This is a genomic window from Enhygromyxa salina (assembly GCF_000737335.2).
GTDB lineage: Bacteria > Myxococcota_A > Polyangia > Nannocystales > Nannocystaceae > Plesiocystis > Plesiocystis salina_C.
In genome coordinates this window covers 41,648-61,714 of record NZ_JMCC02000038.1, presented here as the reverse complement: position 1 = coordinate 61,714, position 20,067 = coordinate 41,648, and the positions used below count along the sequence as shown (strand labels likewise).

Sequence of the window (20,067 nt, the reverse complement as noted above, 5' to 3'; positions counted from 1 at the left end):
AGAGCTGCGCCTGCTTTCGAGTGGTCGCGCAGGTGCAGCGACAGCGCTCCCCGAGCACGACGTCGATCCAGGCGCTGTCGCACGCGAGCATCCGAGCGACGTGCAGTGGCGTGGCGTGGCGTGGCGCAAGAAGCCGCCGATGACAACCCGCTCGCAACCCGAGCCCGCGTGCGCAGGCGATGCTCGAGGTACGCCCGCGAAACCAATGGATGCCAGCAGGCGTGGAAGGTCGCCCGCTCGAGCGGAGCAGTGGTTGACCAAGAACTGCCCGATCCCGAGCGCGTAGCCGCCGTCGCGAACGACGAGAAGCGCACAGAAGACCCGTGAGGGTCGCTCCGGGCACAATAAGAGGGCGTTGCGAGTGCCCGACCGAAGCCACAGCCCGACCTCGTCGACAGCGATCCATGACAACGCAAAGTAGCGTCTTGAGCCCTCCGTGCCCGGAGGGACCCTCACGGGTCGTGCGCGCTGCCCGATCAGCACGTCGACCCCCGCACCCGCTCAGGTCGCTCACCGAGGCGAGGCGATGTCCATGCAGAGGAGCCTCGCTACCGCTTGGGTGCTACGACGACTTCGGTGCGGGCTTGCGAGGCCAGAGCCGCAGGCCGTCGAAGCCCTTGAAGAACACCCACAGTCCAGCGCCGAGCACCGCCAGCGAGAACAGCCCGCACAGGCCACCCCACAGCCAGTACGGTCCAAACAGCGCGTTGGACATCTGCGAGACGTCCGATGGCATCACGCCGTCGGCGGTGTGGGCGAACTCCATGAACAGGTAGTCCCCACGCGAGAACACCGACATCGCGAGCTGGGTCGACAAGAACACCAGTCCGAGCTGCGCCGGCTCGGGTTGCTTGCGGGTCCCGAGCACCGCGAGCAGCACGACGAGCCCCGCGACGAAGCCCCAGCCGAACGGGTTGCGAACCACCAAGATAGCGATGCCGACCAGCGCGAACACCCCAGCCATCAAGGTGTACTGCGCGGCCTTGGGGTTGCGCGCGAGCACGAAGCCGATCGACGCGATGATCGCCGGACCGACGAGCCCGCCCGCCGCGACCATTGCCTGCCGGATCGGGCCGAACCCGGCGCCCGCCGACCAGCTCGCGGCACCGGACGCGTCTGGGTGCATCACGAAGCTGTTGAAATGACCGCCAAGCAGCGCGGCCGTGAACCCGTGACCCAGCTCATGAACTAAGGTCGAGAGCCAGATCAGCGGCATCGCGACGACAAAGCCGTAGGGCACGACGTACAGCGCCAGCGTGACCGCGATGCTTCCGAGCAGAAACCACCGAGTGCGCCGGGCGATCCGCTCGGGATCGCTGTTGCGCGCGCGTTGCTTGATCTCGTCGTAGGATGCCACCGCGGGACAAACTAGCACCGCGCGCGGCGATGTCACACCAGCGGCGCGCTGACGGCGGGCTCAGGACCCCTGATCAGGCGCTGGCTTGCCGTGCGCAGCCTCGCGCGGGCGACGGTAGCGGCTGTGGACAAACAACCCGGCGAGGCCGCCAATGCACAGCCAGCCGAACAGGCTGCCGGTCCAACCGAACAGCGTCCGCCCCTGCGCCGACATCATGGGCACGTCGACGGAGAAGCCCTCGGCGCCGCGGAACAGGTCGGCGTCGGAGTCGGTGACCTCGGTCTGCTCGACCACGCGACCGACTGGATCGATGTAGGCCGAGATCCCAGCGTTGACCGATCGCAGCAGGCCCTTGCGGTGCTCGACCGCGCGGAACACAGCGAGGCCGAGGTGCTCGGACTGCTCGCGGGTCTTGCCAAACCACGAGTCGTTGGTGAGGTTGACGAGCGCGTTGACGCCCTCGTTGGCGACCTCGCGCGTGAACGAGGCCAAGATGTCCTCGTAGCAGATCAGCGCGCCAAACTCGTAGCCGGACGCCGTGATCGCAGCGGGTCCGTCACCGCGGTTGAGGTGCGACGCCGACGGGATCTTGTCGAGGTACCAGGCCGGATCCACCCCGGGCGGGGCCGCCTCACCAAACATCAGCGGGTAGTTCTTGTCGTAGCGATCGCCCCAACGCCCGTCCTGGTCCAGCACCCACGCGGTGTTCCACGCGTAGGGGTTCTCGCCGGTCGCGTCGCGCGTGACCAGGCCGACGATCACCGGGACGTCGAAGCCACGCTGGATCCGCCGACGATCATTGAGCTCGAGATCTCGCTCGTGTTGGCGAGAGAAGCGCCCGTAGGGGTACGCGGTCTCGCCCCACAGGACCACCTGGGCGCCGTCAGCCTGCAGCGCCGCCGTGACCCGCTGGAGCTCCCGCAACAGCAGGGGCTTCATGCCCGGCGTGCTGTAGGTCTCGATCCCGAAGTTGCCTTGGACCACGCCCACGCGCAGTTGCGGGGCGGCCTGCATCTGGGTCTCGACCTGCTTGATCCGAACCCAACCGTACGCGGGTACGCCGATCATCCAGGCGGCGAGGGTGCCAACGGCGACCTTGTCGAGCTTGCCGGTCTCGATGTAGCTGAGGATGCACTCCCACAGCGCGGCGTTGATCGCGATCATGACGAAGCTGACGGTCAGCGCCCCGCCGATCTCCGCGGTCTGGATCCACAGCGGCTGCCACGCCCAGCTCAGCGCCATGTGGACCGGGAAGATGCTGATCGTCGACATGAGCAGCTCCACGCCCGCCCACGCCATGGGGAAGATCAGCAGCGTCGAGCGGCCGGTTTTGTCGCACACGTGCCGGGTGATCCAGGCGGACAGCGCCCACTGCAGCCCCAGAAACAGGGCGAACAAGCTGGTGACCCCGGCCGCGCCCGCGGTCCCAAACCCGGCGAAGCGGGTCAGCAGCTCGCTCATCCAGAAGAAGCCAACGAACACCGCGACGTAGCCAGCCAGCCAGCCATAGAAGAACGCGTGCTTGGGCGGGCGCCCGTGGATCGCCCACAAGAGCGGGACCCACCCAAAAAATGCCAGCCACCAGACGTCGATGTCGGGGGCGGAGATCCACATCGCCGAGCCGGTTGCGACGGCGGCCAGCAGCCGCAGCGGGTCGAAGAAGCGCTCGTTCCCCAGGTGCTTGGTCGACCCGGTTGGCTGAGGTCGCTTGCCGCCACCTGAAGCATCGGGGCTGTTGTCGATCCAACCCGAGGCTTGGTTGTGGCGCCTGGACGCGGACTGCACGAGCTCGAGCCGGTCTTGCTCGGTCGTGTCGTCGTCGATCGTGTGGACGATCTCGTTGATGCCGGAGCCAGACAGGGACGCGGACGCGGAGCTCGAGGGGTCTCGCGCTCCCGACCCCGACTTGGTCCCCGATCCCGCCCCCGACCCGGCCTTCTCGAGGCGAGGGTTGCTGTCGCTGTCGTCGGCGCTCACGATGGACTCCTAGGTCTTCCCGTCGCCGTCGGCGGCGTCGCTCGCTGCGTCGTTGGGCAGGGCCCGATGACGGATGAAGAGCTCGGCCAACTGCGGTTCGTCGGCGGGGGTGGGGCACTGGGTCATCAGATCCTGACCTTTTTGGGTCTTGGGGAAGGCGATCACGTCGCGCAGGCTGTCGGCTCCCGCCATCAACATCGACAGGCGATCGACGCCCAGGGCGATGCCACCGTGGGGGGGCGGGCCATACTTGAACGCGTCGAGCAGGAACCCGAACTTAGCCTGCTTCTCCTCTTCGCTCATGCCCAGCGCCTCGAACACCTTGGCCTGGACGTCGGCGCGGTGGATACGGATCGAGCCGCCACCAACCTCGTTGCCGTTGAGCACCAGGTCGTAGGCGCGGGCGAGGACCTGGCCGGGATCGCGGGTCAGCAGCTCGACGTGCTCGTCACGCGGGGACGTGAACGGGTGGTGCGAAGAGACCCACTTGCCCTCGCGGTTGCGCTCGAACAGGGGAAAGTCGGTGACCCACAAGAAGTTCCACAGCGTGGGTCCCGAGCTGGGCAGCAGGTCGAGCTCGTCGCGCAGCTGCAGGCGGATCGCGTTGAGCACCGCGTGGGTGGTCTCGAAGCTGTCGGCGACGAACAGCAGCAGCGAGCCGGGCTCGGCGCCCATCTCGGCGCTGATCTTGGTCTGCAGCTCGGGGGCGATGAACTTGGCGCTGCCGCCCTGCCAGGTCCCGCCGTCCTCGACGCGGGCCCAGGCGAGGCCCTTGGCGCCGCCGGACTCGCGCTTCTTGGCGAACGCGGTGAGCTTGTCGATCTTGCCGCGACCGTAGCCCGGCCCGTGCTCGGGAGGCAGGCACAGCCCCTTGACGTGCTCGGCGCCCTCGAACACCGCGAACCCGCAGCCACGGGTGAGCGCGGTCAGATCCGAGAGCTCGAGGCCAAACCGCGTGTCCGGCTTGTCCGAGCCATAGCGAGCCATGGCCTCGGCCCAGGTCAGGCGCCGGAACGGCGTGGGGATCTCGACGCCCAGCAGATCCTTCCACAGCCGGGTCATCAGGGACTCCATGACCTCGAACACCCGCTCGGGCGTGGCGAAGCTGAGCTCGACGTCGATCTGCGTGAACTCGGGCTGACGATCGTTGCGCAGATCTTCGTCGCGGAAGCAGCGGGTGATCTGAAAGTACTTGTCGAAGCCCGAGACCATGAACAGCTGCTTGAAGATCTGCGGGCTCTCGGCCAGGGCGTAGAAGCAGCCCGGGTTGAGCCGGCTCGGGACCAAGAAATTGCGGGCCCCGCCGGGCGTGTACTTGACCATGTACGGGGTCTCGAGCTCGAGGAACCCGAGATCGGACATGTGCGCGCGGGTGATCGTCCCGAGTCGGGACCGCAAGATGAAGTTGCGCTGCAGCGAGGGCCGACGCAGATCCAGGTAGCGGTACTGCAGGCGCAAGTTCTCGTGGGTATCGAGCCGGTCGTCCTTCGAGATGTCGAAGGGTGGGGTCTCGGCCTTCGAGAACAGCTCGAAGCTGTCGACCTCGAGCTCGATCTCGCCGGTCGGCATGTTGGGGTTGGCGTTGGGGTTGCCGTCGTTGTCGACGCGGCGGAGGATCTTGCCGGCGACGCCGATGCAGTGTTCGCCACGCAGCGCCTGCGCGGCTTCATAGGCGGCGGCGTCGACATCGGGGCCGAACACGACCTGGGTCATGCCCTCGCGGTCACGCAGATCGACGAAGACGCGACCGCCGTGGTCTCGGCGGGAGTTGACCCAGCCGAACAACACCGCGCGCTCACCTTCGTTGCTCAGGCGCAAATCACCGCACGTATGGGTCCGACCGATCTCGAGCAGGGTTGGCATGTCGCCGCAAATGTAGACAAAACTGCCCCCCCTCGCATCATCCTTAAAATCCCCCACATGGACCTTGGACCTTGGACCTCGCCGACTGCGGCTTCTCTAGACCCCCACATAGGCCTTAGACCTCGCCGACTGCGGCTTCTCTAGACCCCCACATAGGCCTTAGACCTCGCCGACTGCGGCTTCTCTAGACCCCCACATAGGCCTTAGACCTCGCCGACTGCGGCTTCTCTAGACCCCCACATAGGCCTTAGACCTCGCCGACTGCGGCTTCTCTAGACCCCCACATAGGCCTTAGACCTCGCCGACTGCGGCTTCTCTAGACCCCCACATAGGCCTTAGACCTCGCCGACTGCGGCTTCTCTAGACCCCCACATGGACCTTAGACCTCGCCGACTGCAGCCGCTGGCGCGTCTGGTCGCTTCGCTCCTCGGGGCTGGCTGTTCGCATCCGCATGTTTGGCCCCCTGGAAGGGGGCTCGAGTGGCTTCGGGGGACGCGTACGGGGACTGGAAGGGGGCTCGAGTGGCTTTGGGGGACGCGTACGGGGGCTTCTGGTCGCTTCGCTCCTCGGGGCTGGCTGTTCGCATCCGCATGTTTGGCCCCCTGGAAGGGGGCTCGAGTGGCTTCGGGGGACGCGTACGGGGACTGGAAGGGGGCTCGAGTGGCTTTGGGGGACGCGTACGGGGGCTTCTGGTCGCTTCGCTCCTCGGGGCTGGCTGTTCGCATCCGCATGTTTGGCCCCCTGGAAGGGGGCTCGAGTGGCTTCGGGGGACGCGTACGGGGACTGGAAGGGGGCTCGAGTGGCTTTGGGGGACGCGTACGGGGGCTTCTGGTCGCTTCGCTCCTCGGGGCTGGCTGTTCGCATCCGCATGTTTGGCCCCCTGGAAGGGGGCTCGAGTGGCTTCGGGGGACGTGTACGGGGACTGGAAGGGGGATCGGGTGGCTTCGGCGGACGCGCACGGGGTTCGCCGACCACAGCGGCTGACGCGTCTGGCGCTTCGCTCGTCGGGGTTGGTGGCTGCCTCACCGGGGGTTTCGCACGTTGCCACGGTGGGCGGATCGCGTGCTAAATAGTGGGCAGGCGGGTGCCGCCGAGCTCACGAGATCATGCCGCTGTGCTTTCTTCATTGCTCTGACATCCACCTGCTGAGCCTGCGCGGGGTCGGGGCCCACCGGTTCCTCAACAAGCGGCTGACCGGGGGGGTCAACCTGATGCTCAAGCGCGGCAAGCATCACGACGGCCGGCTGTTCGACCGCCTGGTCGAGCACGCCCGCGAGCTCGGGGTTGATCGCGTCGTGATCACGGGTGACCTCAGCAACCTCGCGCTCGAGCAGGAGTTCGAGCACATCGCGGACAAGCTCGCGGGTATCGGGCTCCCCGTGACCGTGATCCCAGGCAATCATGACGCCTACACCCGCGGCTCGGTGCGGAGCCGACGCTTCGAGGCGATGCTGGGGCACTTCATGCAGGGCGAGCGCACCGACGAGGATGGCCAGTACTATCCGTTCGTGCAGCGCTTTGACGAGGTCGCGCTCATCGGGGTCTCGACCGCGCAGGCGAGCTTGCCGCTGTACGCGGTGGGGACCGTCGGCAGCGAGCAGCTCGAGCGCCTCGATGCCGTGCTCGAGCAGCTCGCGGTCGAGGGCCGGACCCGGATCGTGTTGATCCACCACCCCGTGATGCCCGGCGAGGCCCTGCGCCGCCATGACTTGGTCGATCTCCAAGCCTTCGGCCAGGTCATCGCCCGGCAGGGCGCAGAGTTGATCTTGCACGGCCACGAGCACCGAGAGATCATAGGAACGATCCCGGGCGCCAACGCGCCCGTGCCGGTCCACGGGATCAGCTCCGCGACCAACACCTCGCGCCACCCAGGCCGCGAAGCAGCGTTTAGCGTGTATCGAGTCGAGGGCCAGCAGATCGACCGCGAAGTCTATCGCTGGGACGGCGCCGACTTCCGCCAAGACGCCCCGGCCGCGCCCAAACAAGCGCTCGCGTGACAGCGCCCCAGCGGTCGTCGGCCAAGTGAGTACCCCGTCGCCCACGAGCAGCAGTCGGCGAAGACCCTCACGCGTCCGCCGAAGCCCCGATGAGCGATCAGCGAAGGACCCGCACAAGTCCACCGAAGGACCCGTACGAGCCCGCCGAAGGACCCGTACGAGTCCACCGAAGGACCCTGTAGGAGTCCACCGAAGGCCCCGTACAAGTCCACCGAAGGACCCGTACGAGTCCACCGAAGGACCCGTACGAGTCCACCGAAGGACCCGCACGAGTCCCCGCACGAGTCCACCGAAGGCCTCGCACGAGTCCACCGAAGGACCCGCACAAGTCCACCGAAGGCCCCGTACGAGTCCACCGAAGGCCCCGTAGGAGTCCACCGAAGGCCCCGTACAAGTCCGCCGAAGGACCCCGTACGAGTCCGCCGGAGCCACCCGAGCCCCCTTCTAGGGGGCCACACATGCGCCTGCGCACAGCCAGCCCCGAGGAGCGAAGCGACCAGACGCGCCAGCGGCTGCAGTCGGCGAAGTCTAAGGTGTATGTGGGGGTCTAAAGAAGCCGCTGCAGTCGGCGAAGTCTAAGGTGTATGTGGGGGTCTAAAGAAGCCGCTGCGGTCGGCGAAGTCTGAGGTGTATGTGGGGGTGTAAAATAGGTAGAGTGAGGGAGATGGCCGAATGCCCGCACAAGCGGATCCGGCCCCTCGGTGAGGGGGCCGTCGGCGACGTGCACTTGTGCGTCGACGTTATCGACCGCCGCTTGGTCGTGGTGAAGTGGCTGCGCGCCGAGGTCCACGAGAACAGCGAGGCGGCCGTCCGCTTCACGCGTGAGGCCGACCTGATGCTGAGCATGCATCTGCACGGCGTGATCAGGGTCGAGACCTGGAACGTCGACGACTACGGACGCACGTGGATGGCGATGGAGTTCGTCGACGGGCTGGTGCCCTCCGCGGTGATCCGCCCGGGCGATGGCTGGGCGGTCCACCGCATGCTCGAGGGCGTGGGTCGCAGCCTCGACGAGCTCCACGGCGACGGCGTGCTGCACCGCGATCTCAAGCCGGACAACGTGCTGCTGCGCAATCGCCCCGACGGCTGGGAGCCGGTGATCATCGATCTCGGGATCGCCAAGTGGCTGTCCGAAGAGGCCGCGACCACGACCGGCTCGGTGTTTGGGACCCCGCACTACATGAGCCCGGAGCAGTTCCGCGACACCAAGCACGTCGGTCCGGCCACGGATCGCTACGCGCTGGCGGTGCTCTGCTACGAGCTGCTGTGCGGTCGGCCGCCGTTTGATGGGCGCAACCTGCCCGACCTGCTGCAGCAGCACATGAACGCGCCGGTGCCCCCGCTCCGCGTGCCGATCCCGGCTCAGGCCCACGAGAACGGCAGCACCTTGCACGGCAGTGAGCAGCGGGTGGTCGCGGCGCCCAACATCGATCGCTTCATGGAAAAGGCGATGGCGAAGGACCCTCGCTATCGCTACTCGAGCTCGCGCGAGCAGTCCGACGCGTTCGCGCAGGCCGCCATGGCCGATCAACTGTGGGCGCCCCCGGCCCAGGCGCAGCCGCTGTTTTCGCCGCTGCCGATGCCCGTCATCCAGTTCAGCAGCCCGCAAGATCCCACGGTCAAGGCGTTCGACGTTCGCAAGGGCCCGGTCGTGCTCGGCCGCCACGAGGCGTGCCAGTTCCAGGTCACCTCGCGTCGGCTCAGCCGGCTGCACGCGTGTGTCTACAGTCATCGGGGGCAGCTGTGGATCGCGGATCTGCACAGCCAAAATGGCACGGTGTACCAGGGCCGCAGCATGACCCCGGGGATCCCTTCGCCGCTTCCCACCGACGGCAGCAAGGCTTCGATCCGCCTCTACGACCGCGAGATCATCATTCAGGCGATCCCAGGGCCCGCGACCTGAGGCCTCGCGTGTGGCGTGACCATGGCGCGCGCGTGGCTGGCCCCAACGCTATTGTTCGGTCCGGCGTTGGTCTGGTCGCTCGCGGCGGGGCTGGGGCTCGCGTGGACGGCCAGCGATGAGCCGGCGTGGGCGGACCTCGAGCGACACGGAGATCCGGTCGCGGGCTCGTCCTCGTGTCGCGGCTGCCATCCGGCGCAGTGGCGCAGCTGGCACGACAGCTGGCACCGGACGATGACCCAACAGCCGGCGCGAGGCCACCTCGCCGCGGCCGAGCGGGCCCTGATCGGGCCGGGGGGCGCGACCGGGCAAGCTGGCGTGCTCGCGCCGTTCGCCGGCGAGCAGCTCGACTACGGGGGCTTCCGCGCGACCATGGATCGCGGCGACGACGGGGCTCCGCGCGTGCTGGTTCAACGCCTCGACGACGCGGGGGAGTCCGTCGTCGGTCCGCCCGTGCTCGACGTCGCGGTCACGCTCACGGTCGGCAGCCATCGCTACCAGCAATATGTCGCGGAGCTCGGGCGCGGCGACCCGGCCGGGTTGGGCACGCAGCCAGTCGGCGCGACGCCCGAGCTGTGGCGGCTGCCGGTCGCGTGGCACCGGGCCGAGCAGCGGTGGATCCACATGAACGGGGCCTTCGTCGAGCCTGAGGGCGAGCCCGGCTCGCTGCCCGACTACGAGCGCCACCTCAGCCGCTGGAACGACAACTGCATTTTCTGTCACAACACCGAACCGGTGCCGGGGCGCGGCGCGGACACGCCGGGCTTTCGCACCCGGGTCGGCGAGCTCGGGATCGCGTGCGAGGCCTGCCACGGACCGGCGACCGCTCACCTCGAGCGCCACCTGGGCAACCCGCTGCGGCGCCTGCTCGCGTCCGCGACCCCCGGCACCGATGGATCGATCGCCAACCCGTCCACCCTCGGCCCCGCGCGCGAGAGCGAGATCTGCGGTCGATGTCACGGCCAGCGGATCGCCCGCGACATCGCCAAGGTCATGCGCGACGGAGATGGCTTCGTCGCGGGTGATCAGCTCGCCGACATCTCGCGTCCGATCTTCGCCGACTCGACGATCGAGGGCGCCGAGGGGCTCGACCACGGGCGCCCATTCGCCGCGAGGTTTTGGCCCGACGGGACCCCGCGCCTGTCGGCCTACGAGTACCAGGGCTTGCTGTTGTCACCGTGTTGGGACCCGGTCGGCGACGACGGCTTGGGCTGCGGACACTGTCACGACATGCACGGCGCCACGCCTGACGGCCAGCCCCGCGCCGGTCGGACGGGGGAGGGCGCCTGCGTTGGGTGTCACTCGCCGGACACGCTTGGCGGCGCGGCTCGAGCGGGCGGTCACGGTGGGCACGCGGCGCTGCGTGATCACGAGCGAAGCGTCGACTGCGTCGACTGCCACATGCCCCGGGTCACCTACGGCTTGCTCGAGGGCATGGTCAGTCACCGGATCACGAGCCCCGATCCCGCGGCGTTGCTTGGGCGCGCCGATCAGCCGGACGCGTGCACGCAGTGTCACGTCGATCGCTCCCGCGCGTGGGCGGCCGCGTCGATGCCGGCGCTGGGTCTTCGGGGCAGTCCGGTCGATCCGAGCGCCGCGCGGCCCGAGGAGGCGCTGGCGTCTCGCGTGGTCTTGGACTTGCTGGGGGGCGATCCGATCCAGCGCAACTTGGCCGCGCACGCGCTCGCGCGGCCGGACGCGACCGGATCGATCGAAGCTCGGATGGCGTGGATCGCCGAAGGGCTCGAGGACGAGTACCCCTCGGTCCGGTGGTTCGCGTGGCGGGGGCTCCGATCACTGGTCGAGCAGCTGGACCCTGAGACGGGCTCCGATACCACTTGGCTGCCCTCGGTGAACCAGTCTGGGAAGGCGTCCGCAAGCGGGCGAGAAGCCCTCGCCCGAGCTGAAAACAGCTGGCTGCCGTCGGTGGACCAGTCCACGAACGCGTCCGCAAGCGGGCGAGAAGCCCTGCTCGAGGCGTTGGCGCAGTTCGACTACCTCGGGCCGATCGACGCCCGCGTCGAGGTCATCACCCGCGTGCGCGCGCTGGTTGGTCCGGCGCCGCTGGCCGAGCACCCGGACCTGCACGATCGCCTGACGAGCGATCGCTGGGGCTTGGCGATCTGGATCGGCGAGTGACGAGGGCCAGATTCGGCGCTACAACCGAACCGCTTGAGCGCCGATCGACACCTTCGCGCCTCGATCGCCCTGGTCGCGCTGTTCTTGGCCACCGGCTTGTGGCTCGAGGCGATGTATGGACTGCGCGCCGAGGGCTGGATCGACGATCCCTTGCGCCGCGAATTCTTGCGCCTCGGTCACGCCCACGGCGGCCTGCTCGAGATCGTCAACATCGCGCTCGCGTGGGCGCTCGAGCGCCTGAATACCCCTGCGGGTTGGGCCCGAAAGATCCGCGGCGCCGCGCTGCTCGGGGCGGCGCTCGTCGGTCTGGGCTTCATGCTCGGGGGCCTGCTCCACGGCCCCACTGATCCGGGGCCGCCCGTGCTCGCGGTCCCAGCTGGCGCGATGCTGCTGCTCAGCTCCCTGGTCGCAACGGCGCTCGTCAAACCGGAAGACTAGAATTGAAGCCTAGAATTGAACCCTAGAACTACAGCAGCGGAGAGAGGATCCGCGCGAAGCCCTCTGCGAGCCGCCAGCGCAGTCGCAGATCCGTGCGATCCTTCCGGCAGACCTGAACGCCGTCGGCGAGATCGTCGAGGAACACCTGGGCGAGCGCCTTGGTCACCTCGCCGTCGTAGAACATCGCCGTGACCTCGTAGTTCAGGTACAGGCTGCGCACGTCCATGTTGGCTGACCCGATCATCGCGACGCTGTCATCGATCACCATGTACTTCGCGTGGATCATGCCGGGCCGATACTCGTGGATCTCACAGCCCACCGCGATCAGCTCGTCGTAGTAGCTTCGCGCGGCCCAGGCGACCAAGCGCAGGTCGTTGTCGGTCGGGTTGGGCACCAGGATCTTGACGTCGACGCCCCGCATCGCCGCCGTCTGCAAGATCAGGATCAGCGGCTCGTCGGGGATGAAATAGGGCGTGACGATCCAGACCCGCTCGAGCGCGGTGCCGATCGCGGCCACGAAGGTCGCCGCGATCACCGAGGCGTTGTTCTCACCGCGCCGACGGGTTTGGTCCGGGCCGCTCGGGATGATCTGGACCAGCGGCCCCGTTGAGGTCACTGGCGTGCTTGGGCGCTCGAGCATCGAACGGGTCGCGTCGCGGTGTGGAAGATCCGCGTAGAGCTCGACCAGCTCGTCGGTCGCGGTCAGCCAGTCCTCTACGAACACGGCCTCGAGCCCGAGCACGGCGTCACCGGTCATCCGCACGAACAGGTCGTTCCACACCCGCCCGCTGCGACTCGCACCCCGATACTCGTCACCCACGTTGAGCCCGCCGGTGAAGCCCAGCTCGCCGTCGATGCACAGCAGCTTGCGGTGGTTGCGAAAGTCCAGGCGCCCGCTGGGTCGGGCGAAGCGCAGGCGCAGCGGACCGAAGCGAGCGACTTCACCCCCAGCGGCCTGCAGCGGCTCGAAGTGGCGCAGCGGCGTCCCGATGCTGCCGATGTCATCGTAGAGCAGCCGGACCTTGACGCCCGCCGCGGCGCGCTCGGTGAGCAGCTCGATCAAGCGCTGGCCGGTCGAGTCGCCGCGCCAGATGTAGAACTGCAGGTGAATGCGGTGCTGGGCCGCCGCGATCGCGAGCTCGATCGCCTCGAAGGCCGGACGCGGTCGCAGGATCTCGACGCCGTTCGCGTGGCGGATCGGTGCCGCCGAGTGCGAGAGCGCCAGATGCAGCAACCCCGTCACTTGGGGCGTCATGGTCTCTGGCGACGCCTCGAGGTTGGCGATCTCGGCGGTCGCCTCGGTGGGCCGCAGCCGCAGCCGGCGCCGGCTGCGTCGGCTACGCCTGGCCTTGCGCCGCCCGATGAGCAGGTACGCGACCAAGCCCACGACCGGCACGAGCACCAGCACGAGGATCCACGCGAGCGTCGCCGCCGGCCGCCGACGCTCGAGCACGATCGTGATCCCAGCAAACACCCCATAGGCGAGCAGGCCGATCTCGATCGCCAGGAGCAGCTCTTGCGACCATTCGATCACGTCAACGAAGGAGAGGGCAGGGGTGATCGAGACGCGTCGAGCAGGACGCGCGCGCGACTGTATCGCAAGCTAGCGCGGACCGTGTGATGTGCACGCGAACGAGGCCGCCAGACCCGCGAGGCGCTGGAAATGCGGCTCCTGACGTTTACACTGCGCCGCGTGTCGGACACGATCGAGACCCGCAACCCCGCGACCGGAGCCTTGCTACCCAGCGTCGAGGCTTCCACGCCCGAGCAAATTCAGCGCGAGGTCGCGTCTGCGGCTGCAGCCGCGTCGAGCTGGCAGGCGCTGGGGTTCGAGGCGCGGGCCGAGGTCGCCCGTCGCTTCGCCGCGCGGATCCGTGACGATAAAGAGGTTGCCGAGGCGCTCGCGCGAGCGATCACCACGGAGATGGGCAAGCCGATCAAGCACGCCCGCGCCGAGGTCAAGAACCTCCACACGCGAACCGAAGCGTTCATCGAGCGGGCCCGCGAGGCCTGCCAAGACGAGGTCGGGAGCGAAGGCGCGATCCAGGTCACGACCCAGTGGCGGCCGCTCGGCGTCGCGGCCGTGATCGCGCCGTGGAACTTCCCGATCAGCACGCCAAACAACCTGGTCATGTCGGCGCTGCTGACCGGCAACGCGGTGGTGCTCAAGCCCTCGGAGTTCACCCCGCGCAGCGGGGCGCTCTATCACGAGCTGCTCGCGGCCACGCTGCCGGCGGGGGTGTTTGGCCTCGTGCAAGGTGGCGGCAGCGTCGGGCGGGCGCTCGTCGAGGCCAACATCGACATGGTCGCGTTCACGGGCTCGATCGCGACCGGTCAAGCGATCATGCGCGAAGCTGCCCGCGGGATGAAGCGGCTGGTGCTCGAGCTTGGCGGCAAGGATCCGATGATCGTGCTTCCGGGTGCCGACCTCGACGCCGCGGCCCGGTTTGCCGTCCAAAATTCGCTCAACAACAGCGGGCAGATCTGTGTCGCCACCGAGCGGGTGTTCGTGCATCAGGACGTGCAGGAAGCGTTCGTCGAGCAGGTTCGTCAGCTCGTCTGCGCGTATCGGATCGGCGACCCGCTCGCAGAGGATACAGACGTTGGACCGATGGCGAGCGAGGCCCAGCGTGCGATTGTGCTCGCCCAGCTGGCCGACGCGCGCGATCGCGGTGCCCAGTTCGTGATCGAGGGTGAGGTCCGGAGTCCAGGCTACTGGCTCGGGCCAAGCGTGGTGCGGGCGGTCTCCGACGACATGCGCATCGCTCGTGAAGAGACCTTTGGTCCGGTGGTGGCGATTTCGAGCTACGCCGACGTCGACGAGGCGGTTCGCCGGGCCAATTCGACCGACTATGGGCTCGGCGCCTCGGTCTGGGGCCCTGCTGGGGCCTCGACCGACGCCGTCGCCGAGCGCCTCGAGGCCGGGATGATCGGCATCAACCGGGGCCTGAGCGCAGCCGCAGGTGCGCCGTGGGTTGGGTGGAAAATGTCGGGCTTCGGGTACACGCGCAGCACCGCCGGCATGCGCAATTTCATGCGGCCGCGCACCCACGCCCGCAATCTGCCAGCGCCCGAGTGAGTCGTCAGATCCCAAGGCGGATCCAACTTCGAACGAGCGTGGCATGTTTGATATCGTTCCGGCATGCGGTCCTTGCTCAGCCTGCTCGATGGTGCGGTTCGGCGCTCGGCATCTGCGGTCACCCTCGAGTCGGGGCAGCCCGTGGTCTACACGACCGCGCGGGGGGCCGAAGCAGAGAGCACCGTGCTGCCGCCGACCGAGCTGTTCGAGATGATCGTCGCGGCGGTCGACGACGCCCATCAGGTTGAGCTCGCGGTCGGGAACCCAGTCGAGTTCTCGATCGATGCCGGCGCGAGCTGGACGGTCTACGCCGAGCCGGGCATGGAGGGGATCACTGTGCGCGCGCATCGGGGTGGGGTCGACGCGAGCCCAGCCCGCGGGGGCCTGGAGATCGAGCTCGACGACGACGGCGAGGTCGCTTCCGCGGCCGCGCTCCCCCTTGGCCTCGATGATCCCGATGACGCCGACGATGTTCCAACCGGCAACCGGCGCCGGGATCTGTCTGAAGAGGCGCTCGACACCCCTGCCGTAGACGAACCGGGCAGCGTCGACTACAGCATCAGCGGGCCGTTGCCAGCCGAAGCCGCGTTCGAGAGCGGCACCTGGGCGCTCGCAGAAGACGATGAATTTGGGGGTCCTGCGCTTGGAACCGACGAGTACGGGAGCCTCGGGACGCTCGGGGAAGGCGTCGACTCTCGGCCCGTCCGACCCAGCCCGATGCCCGAGGCGGAAGAGTTTGGGGCGCGGGGCTTCGCGATTGTGCCCCCGGCCGACGGCCACATCGGCGTCCCCGCTGACGACGATGACGAAGCGGCGCAGTTCGATCCGTTCCCAGAGTCGTCGCCGGCATCGGATGTCGATCGTCGCAACAGGCTGTCGCCGACCGTGAAGGCCATGAGCGCGTCGCCAGCCCCGGCTGCGCCGGCCATGAACCAGGCAGAGGTTGCGCGGGACAGGGCCGAGATGAGCGCCGCCGGCGGCATGAGCGTGTCCGGTACGGCGGGGACGGTCACGCGCCTCGACCACGGGAACGCGGCGACGGCTGCAGCTGCGGCGCGGGCCTCCACGCGCCGCGAGATGACGGCGATCCGATCACCCGAGGCAGACACGCTGCGCGAACTCCCCAGTTTTGGACACGGCGAGGCGGAGCTGAACGAGATCGTCGCGGACATCGGTGAGGGCACGCTCGTCTACGTCCGCGAGCCAGGGTTCATCGACACGCTCGCCCAGGCGTTCTTGTCGCCATCGATCACGATCGACGACCAGGCTGACCCCGCCGAGGTCTGGACCCGCGTGCGCGGGATGCCAGCTGGCGCGATCTTGATCGTTCGTTGTGAGAACCCCAGCCGGCTGCTGGGCTGGATCCTTCGCCGTCTCGAAGAGGGCTACCGGGTCCTCGTCGAGACCCGCGCCAGGACCCCAGAAGGGGCCAGGCGCGTGCTCTTGGGGGTTTCGGCGACCGATCGCGCCGAGCAGTGGTTGGACAGTCAGCTCACGCTGACGATCGAGCCGGGCGAACAGGGCCCGAAGCTGCTCGCGCTGTGACGCTCGCACAGATCCTCGCCCACCCCCCGCGACGGACCCCAGCAACCGCGGCGCCGTTGGCCTGGGCCGCCCACCACACCTGTTTTGTCGCGAGGCACCCGCGCGTCTCGCTCGCCTGGTATGAAATAGTGCGAGCGGGTCCCCAGTACCCCGCGCCCGGAGGTCAAGATGCTCATCTACGCGTACGTGTTCGCCCTCGTCCTTGGTTCCATATTGTTGGGAGCGTCTCTCCTCATGGGGGGAGACCACGACGCTGACAGTGACTTCGATGGTGACGCCGAGCTCGACGCCGACGGCGACCTCGACGGCGACCTCGACACCCACGCCGACGCCGGCCACGACGCCCACGGCGACCTCGGCGGATTCTTCGGCGTGTTTGGCTCGATGCGGTTTTGGACCTTTTTCGCCGCATTCTTTGGTCTCACTGGACTGGTCCTCGATGGCCTCGATCTCGCGGCGACCTACGCCGCGCTTGGCCTGGCGATCGGTGTTGGGTTTGCGACTGGCTGGACGGCGGTAGCGATCCTCCGCCGGCTGTCTGCCAACGACACTGGCGTCGTCGCTGGCGTCAGTGACTACGTTGGCAAGTCTGGCGAGATGTTGATCGCCGTGGGCCCCGGCCGACTCGGCAAGGTTCGCATCGAGCTGATGGGCACCACCGTCGACGTACTCGCGGAGTCCGAAGACGATCTGATCAGCCGCGGCGAGCAAGCGCTGATCCTCGAGATGCGCGGAAACAAGGCCGTCGTCGTCAAGTACGAGTCGGCAGCCCGCGCCGTCCCAGCCGTCCGTGCCTAGCTTCACTACGAGCCGCGCCGTCCCCATGGGGACGCCCGCGGCTCGTCCTCTTTGACTTCACAGATCCCCTCTCACCGACCCGAGACTCGCAGGAGAACTCACCCATCATGTACCACGCAGCGCTATCCCAGTTCGGGGACCAGTTTGGGGCCCTGGCCCTGGCCCCGCCTCTCGCCGAGATCACCCTCCCCGCGGTGGTCGCCGCGGCCGGAGCGGTCGCCGGCTTCTTTCTGTTGACGATCTTGCTGATCAAGAACTTTCTGCACATCTGCCAGCCCAATGAGGTCCTGATCTTCACGGGGCGCAAGCGCATGGCTGACGGGGTCGATCTTGGCCCCATGGTCATCATGCCGCACGGCCGTGAAGACCAGCCCGAGGTGTTGGCTGGGGGCGGGCGCGGTCGAAAGTGGCGGATCCCAATCATCGAGCGGGTCGATCGCATGGACATGCGAAACCTGTCGATCGACATCGTGGTCGAGAACGCCTACTCGGCGGGCAACATCCCGCTGCAGATCCACGCGATCGCCAACGTCAAGATCCAGTCGGACCCAACGAAGATCCGCAACGCGATTGAGCGCTTCTTGGGTCGAGACCTGCGCGAGATCTACATCGTCGCCCAGCAGACCCTAGAAGGGGCCGTGCGCGAGGTCGTCGCCGACATGACCCCCGAGCAGGTCAACGAAGATCGGCTGACCTTCGCAGAGAAGCTGATCGAGAGCGCCGTCAAGGACTTCGACAAGCTCGGGCTCGAGCTCGACACCCTCAAGATCCAAAACGTCGCCGACTCGACCAACTACCTCGACTCGCTTGGCCGCCCGCAGATCGCCAAGGTCTTGCGTGACGCCGAGAACGCAGAGAACCAGGCGCTGCAGGAGGTCACGCAGGCCCAGGCAACCGCCAAGCGCCGCTCGGAGGTCGCCAAGGCCCAGGCCGAGACCGCGATCCTTCAGCAGCGCAACCAACTGGCCAAGGTCAGGGCCGAGCTCGACGGTGAGGCCATGTCGGTCGAGCGCGAGGCCGTCGCGGCGGCCAACACCGCGCGCGCCCAGGCCGAGCAGGAGCTGCAACGGATCCGCGCCAAGCTCGAAGAGCGGCGCCTGCAAGCCGACGTGGTCATCCCCGCCGAAGCGCGCCGCACCGCCGAGGCGATCCGCGCCAAGGGGGACGCCGCGCCAACGGCCGAGAACGGGCGCGCGCTCGTCGAGGTGCTCGCGGCGACGACGGCGGCCTGGACCGCGATGGGCGACAACGCGAAAGAGATCTACGTGATCCAGCACCTCGAGGAGATCATCTCGACGGTCGTCGATCACATGGACAGCATCGACGTTGGCGAGGTCAACGTGCTCGATCGTGGTGACGGCTCCGCGCTCGCAGCCTACGCGGCTTCGTACCCGCAGACTGTGGCGGCCGTGCTTCGGGCGCTGCGCGAGACGATCGGCATCGACGTCCCCTCGGTGCTCGCAAGCGGCGACACGCCGAGCGGCGGTGGCGGCGGGGGCTCGGGCGCGGGGCTCGGGCGCCTCGGCCTCGGCCCATCCAAGCCAGCAGGCGGCGGTCTCAAGCCTCCCAGCCTGTCGACCTCACCCTCCAACCCGCTGGCCCCCAAGGAGCTGTCATGATGTCCATGTCTGTCGCACTCGCACTTGCATTCATGATGGAAGCGGGCTCGTTCATCGAACCCGAGGCGCTCGTCGGGTTGTTGGCGATCGGCACCGTCTTCTTGTTCGTCATCGCAATGGTCGCCAAGCGCGTCTACTACGTGTGCCAACCCAGCGAGGTGCTGGTGTTCTCGGGCCGTCGGCGCGTCGCCGGTAACGGTCGGGTGGCCGGCTATCGCATCATTCGCGGCGGCGGTGCGCTTCGGATCCCGCTGTTCGAGATCGTCGACCGCATGGATCTGACCAACATGATCATCGAGGTCCGGGTCCAAAACGCCTACTCCAAGGGCGGCATCCCGCTCTCGGTTCAGGGCGTCGCCAACATCAAGGTCCCCGGCGAGGAGCCGCTGCTCAACAACTGCCTCGAGCGCTTCTTGGGTCAGTCCCGCGAGGAGATCATGAAGATCGCCCGCGAGACCCTCGAGGGTAACTTGCGCGGGGTGCTCGCGGGTCTGACCCCCGAGCAGGTCAACAAGGACAAAGAGGAGTTTGCGGCCAAGCTCGCCGAGGAAGCCGAGCAGGATCTCAGTCACCTCGGACTCGTCGTCGACACCCTCAAGATCCAGAACGTCTCGGATGACGTCGGCTACCTCGACGCGATCGGGCGCCAGATCAGCGCGCAGATCCGCCGCTCGGCCCAGATCGCCGAAGCCGAGGCGCGGGCCGAGGCCGCCGAGCAAAAGTGGCGCAACACCATGAACGGTGAGCTGTCCAAGCTCGAGGCCGAGATCGAGATCGCCCGCAAAGAGAACGAGCGTCGGGTCGCCGACGCTCGGACCCGCCGCGACGCGATGATCGCCGAGCAGCTCGCCGCGGTCCAAGCCTCGGTCGCGCAGGCCAACGCCGAGGTCGACACCCAGCAGGCCCGGATCGAGCAGGTCCGCGCCCAGCTCGACGCCGACGTGATCCAGCCAGCCGAGGCCGCCCGCAAGGCCGCCGAGGAAGACGCGAAGGGCGACGCCGCCAAGATCGTCGAGCAGGGCCAGGCAACCGCCAAGGTCCTCACCGACATCGCCGAGCGCTACAACAACATGGGCCGGGCCGGACGCGACATCCTGCTCATGCAAAAGCTCGTTCCCCTCATGACCAAGATGTCCAGCAGCATGGGCAACCTCAAGGTCGACCGGCTCACCGTGCTCGGCAAGGGCGGCGAGGGGAGCGAAGGCGGCGACGTGGCTGGCAAGCTGATCAACTACAGCGAGCAGATCAAAGCCGCGACCGGCATCGACGTCCCGGCGATGGTCAAGGCCAAGCTCGGGTAGGCCACAGGGCCAACAGGCCATCAGGTCACATGTTTGCGGGCGCCCGGGTGGGCG

At 67.9% G+C, this 20,067-nt stretch carries 13 protein-coding genes; 9 read left to right on the top strand and 4 right to left on the bottom strand.

The window, feature by feature from the left end:
* Positions 1-562 precede the first annotated feature (562 nt).
* The 3 genes from DB30_RS15915 to aspS are packed head-to-tail and all read right to left on the bottom strand — an operon-like array spanning position 563 to position 5,197.
* Entirely contained in the window at positions 563-1,357 is a 795-nt protein-coding gene (locus DB30_RS15915; protein ID WP_052549733.1) for a M50 family metallopeptidase, read from the bottom strand.
* A gap of 60 nt (positions 1,358-1,417) precedes the next feature.
* Positions 1,418-3,334: an apolipoprotein N-acyltransferase gene (lnt, locus tag DB30_RS15910; RefSeq protein ID WP_052549731.1), complete on the bottom strand. Its 1,917-nt coding sequence runs from the start codon at positions 3,332-3,334 to the stop codon at positions 1,418-1,420.
* A 9-nt stretch (positions 3,335-3,343) separates the two neighbouring features.
* Positions 3,344-5,197 (bottom strand): aspartate--tRNA ligase, encoded by a 1,854-nt coding sequence (gene aspS, locus DB30_RS15905; RefSeq protein WP_052549728.1) that lies wholly within the window; start codon positions 5,195-5,197, stop codon positions 3,344-3,346.
* A gap of 1,106 nt (positions 5,198-6,303) precedes the next feature.
* On the opposite strand from aspS, the gene DB30_RS15900 reads away from it, so the two are divergent.
* From DB30_RS15900 to DB30_RS15885, 4 genes are all read left to right on the top strand, one after another.
* Positions 6,304-7,194 (top strand): metallophosphoesterase family protein, encoded by an 891-nt coding sequence (locus tag DB30_RS15900; protein WP_052549726.1) that lies wholly within the window; start codon positions 6,304-6,306, stop codon positions 7,192-7,194.
* A 664-nt stretch (positions 7,195-7,858) separates the two neighbouring features.
* A complete protein-coding gene (locus DB30_RS15895; protein ID WP_052549724.1) occupies positions 7,859-9,097 on the top strand; it encodes an FHA domain-containing serine/threonine-protein kinase in 1,239 nt (412 codons plus the stop codon).
* Between the two features lie 21 nt (positions 9,098-9,118).
* Positions 9,119-11,233: an ammonia-forming cytochrome c nitrite reductase subunit c552 gene (locus DB30_RS15890; RefSeq protein WP_052549723.1), complete on the top strand. Its 2,115-nt coding sequence runs from the start codon at positions 9,119-9,121 to the stop codon at positions 11,231-11,233.
* A 33-nt stretch (positions 11,234-11,266) separates the two neighbouring features.
* The gene (locus DB30_RS15885) at positions 11,267-11,671 is read left to right on the top strand and encodes a hypothetical protein (protein WP_052549721.1); all 405 of its coding nucleotides are present in this window, start codon (positions 11,267-11,269) and stop codon (positions 11,669-11,671) included.
* 28 nt (positions 11,672-11,699) lie between these two features.
* Here DB30_RS15885 and cls read toward each other — a convergent pair whose 3' ends face one another.
* A complete protein-coding gene (gene cls, locus DB30_RS15880) occupies positions 11,700-13,205 on the bottom strand; it encodes a cardiolipin synthase (RefSeq protein ID WP_052549720.1) in 1,506 nt (501 codons plus the stop codon).
* A gap of 159 nt (positions 13,206-13,364) precedes the next feature.
* On the opposite strand from cls, the gene DB30_RS15875 reads away from it, so the two are divergent.
* The 5 genes from DB30_RS15875 to DB30_RS15855 all read left to right on the top strand — a co-directional run bounded on the left by DB30_RS15875 (position 13,365) and on the right by DB30_RS15855 (position 20,013).
* Positions 13,365-14,750, top strand: coding sequence for an aldehyde dehydrogenase family protein (locus tag DB30_RS15875; protein WP_165703792.1), 1,386 nt, complete (start codon positions 13,365-13,367; stop codon positions 14,748-14,750).
* 63 nt (positions 14,751-14,813) lie between these two features.
* Positions 14,814-16,295 (top strand): hypothetical protein, encoded by a 1,482-nt coding sequence (locus DB30_RS15870; protein ID WP_052549716.1) that lies wholly within the window; start codon positions 14,814-14,816, stop codon positions 16,293-16,295.
* 234 nt (positions 16,296-16,529) lie between these two features.
* On the top strand, positions 16,530-17,093 hold the full coding sequence (locus DB30_RS15865; protein ID WP_153258336.1) for an NfeD family protein: 564 nt from the start codon (positions 16,530-16,532) through the stop codon (positions 17,091-17,093).
* 107 nt (positions 17,094-17,200) lie between these two features.
* On the top strand, positions 17,201-18,712 hold the full coding sequence (locus DB30_RS15860; RefSeq protein ID WP_052549712.1) for a flotillin family protein: 1,512 nt from the start codon (positions 17,201-17,203) through the stop codon (positions 18,710-18,712).
* A 5-nt stretch (positions 18,713-18,717) separates the two neighbouring features.
* On the top strand, positions 18,718-20,013 hold the full coding sequence (locus DB30_RS15855; RefSeq protein WP_240480246.1) for a flotillin family protein: 1,296 nt from the start codon (positions 18,718-18,720) through the stop codon (positions 20,011-20,013).
* Positions 20,014-20,067: the final 54 nt, after the last annotated feature.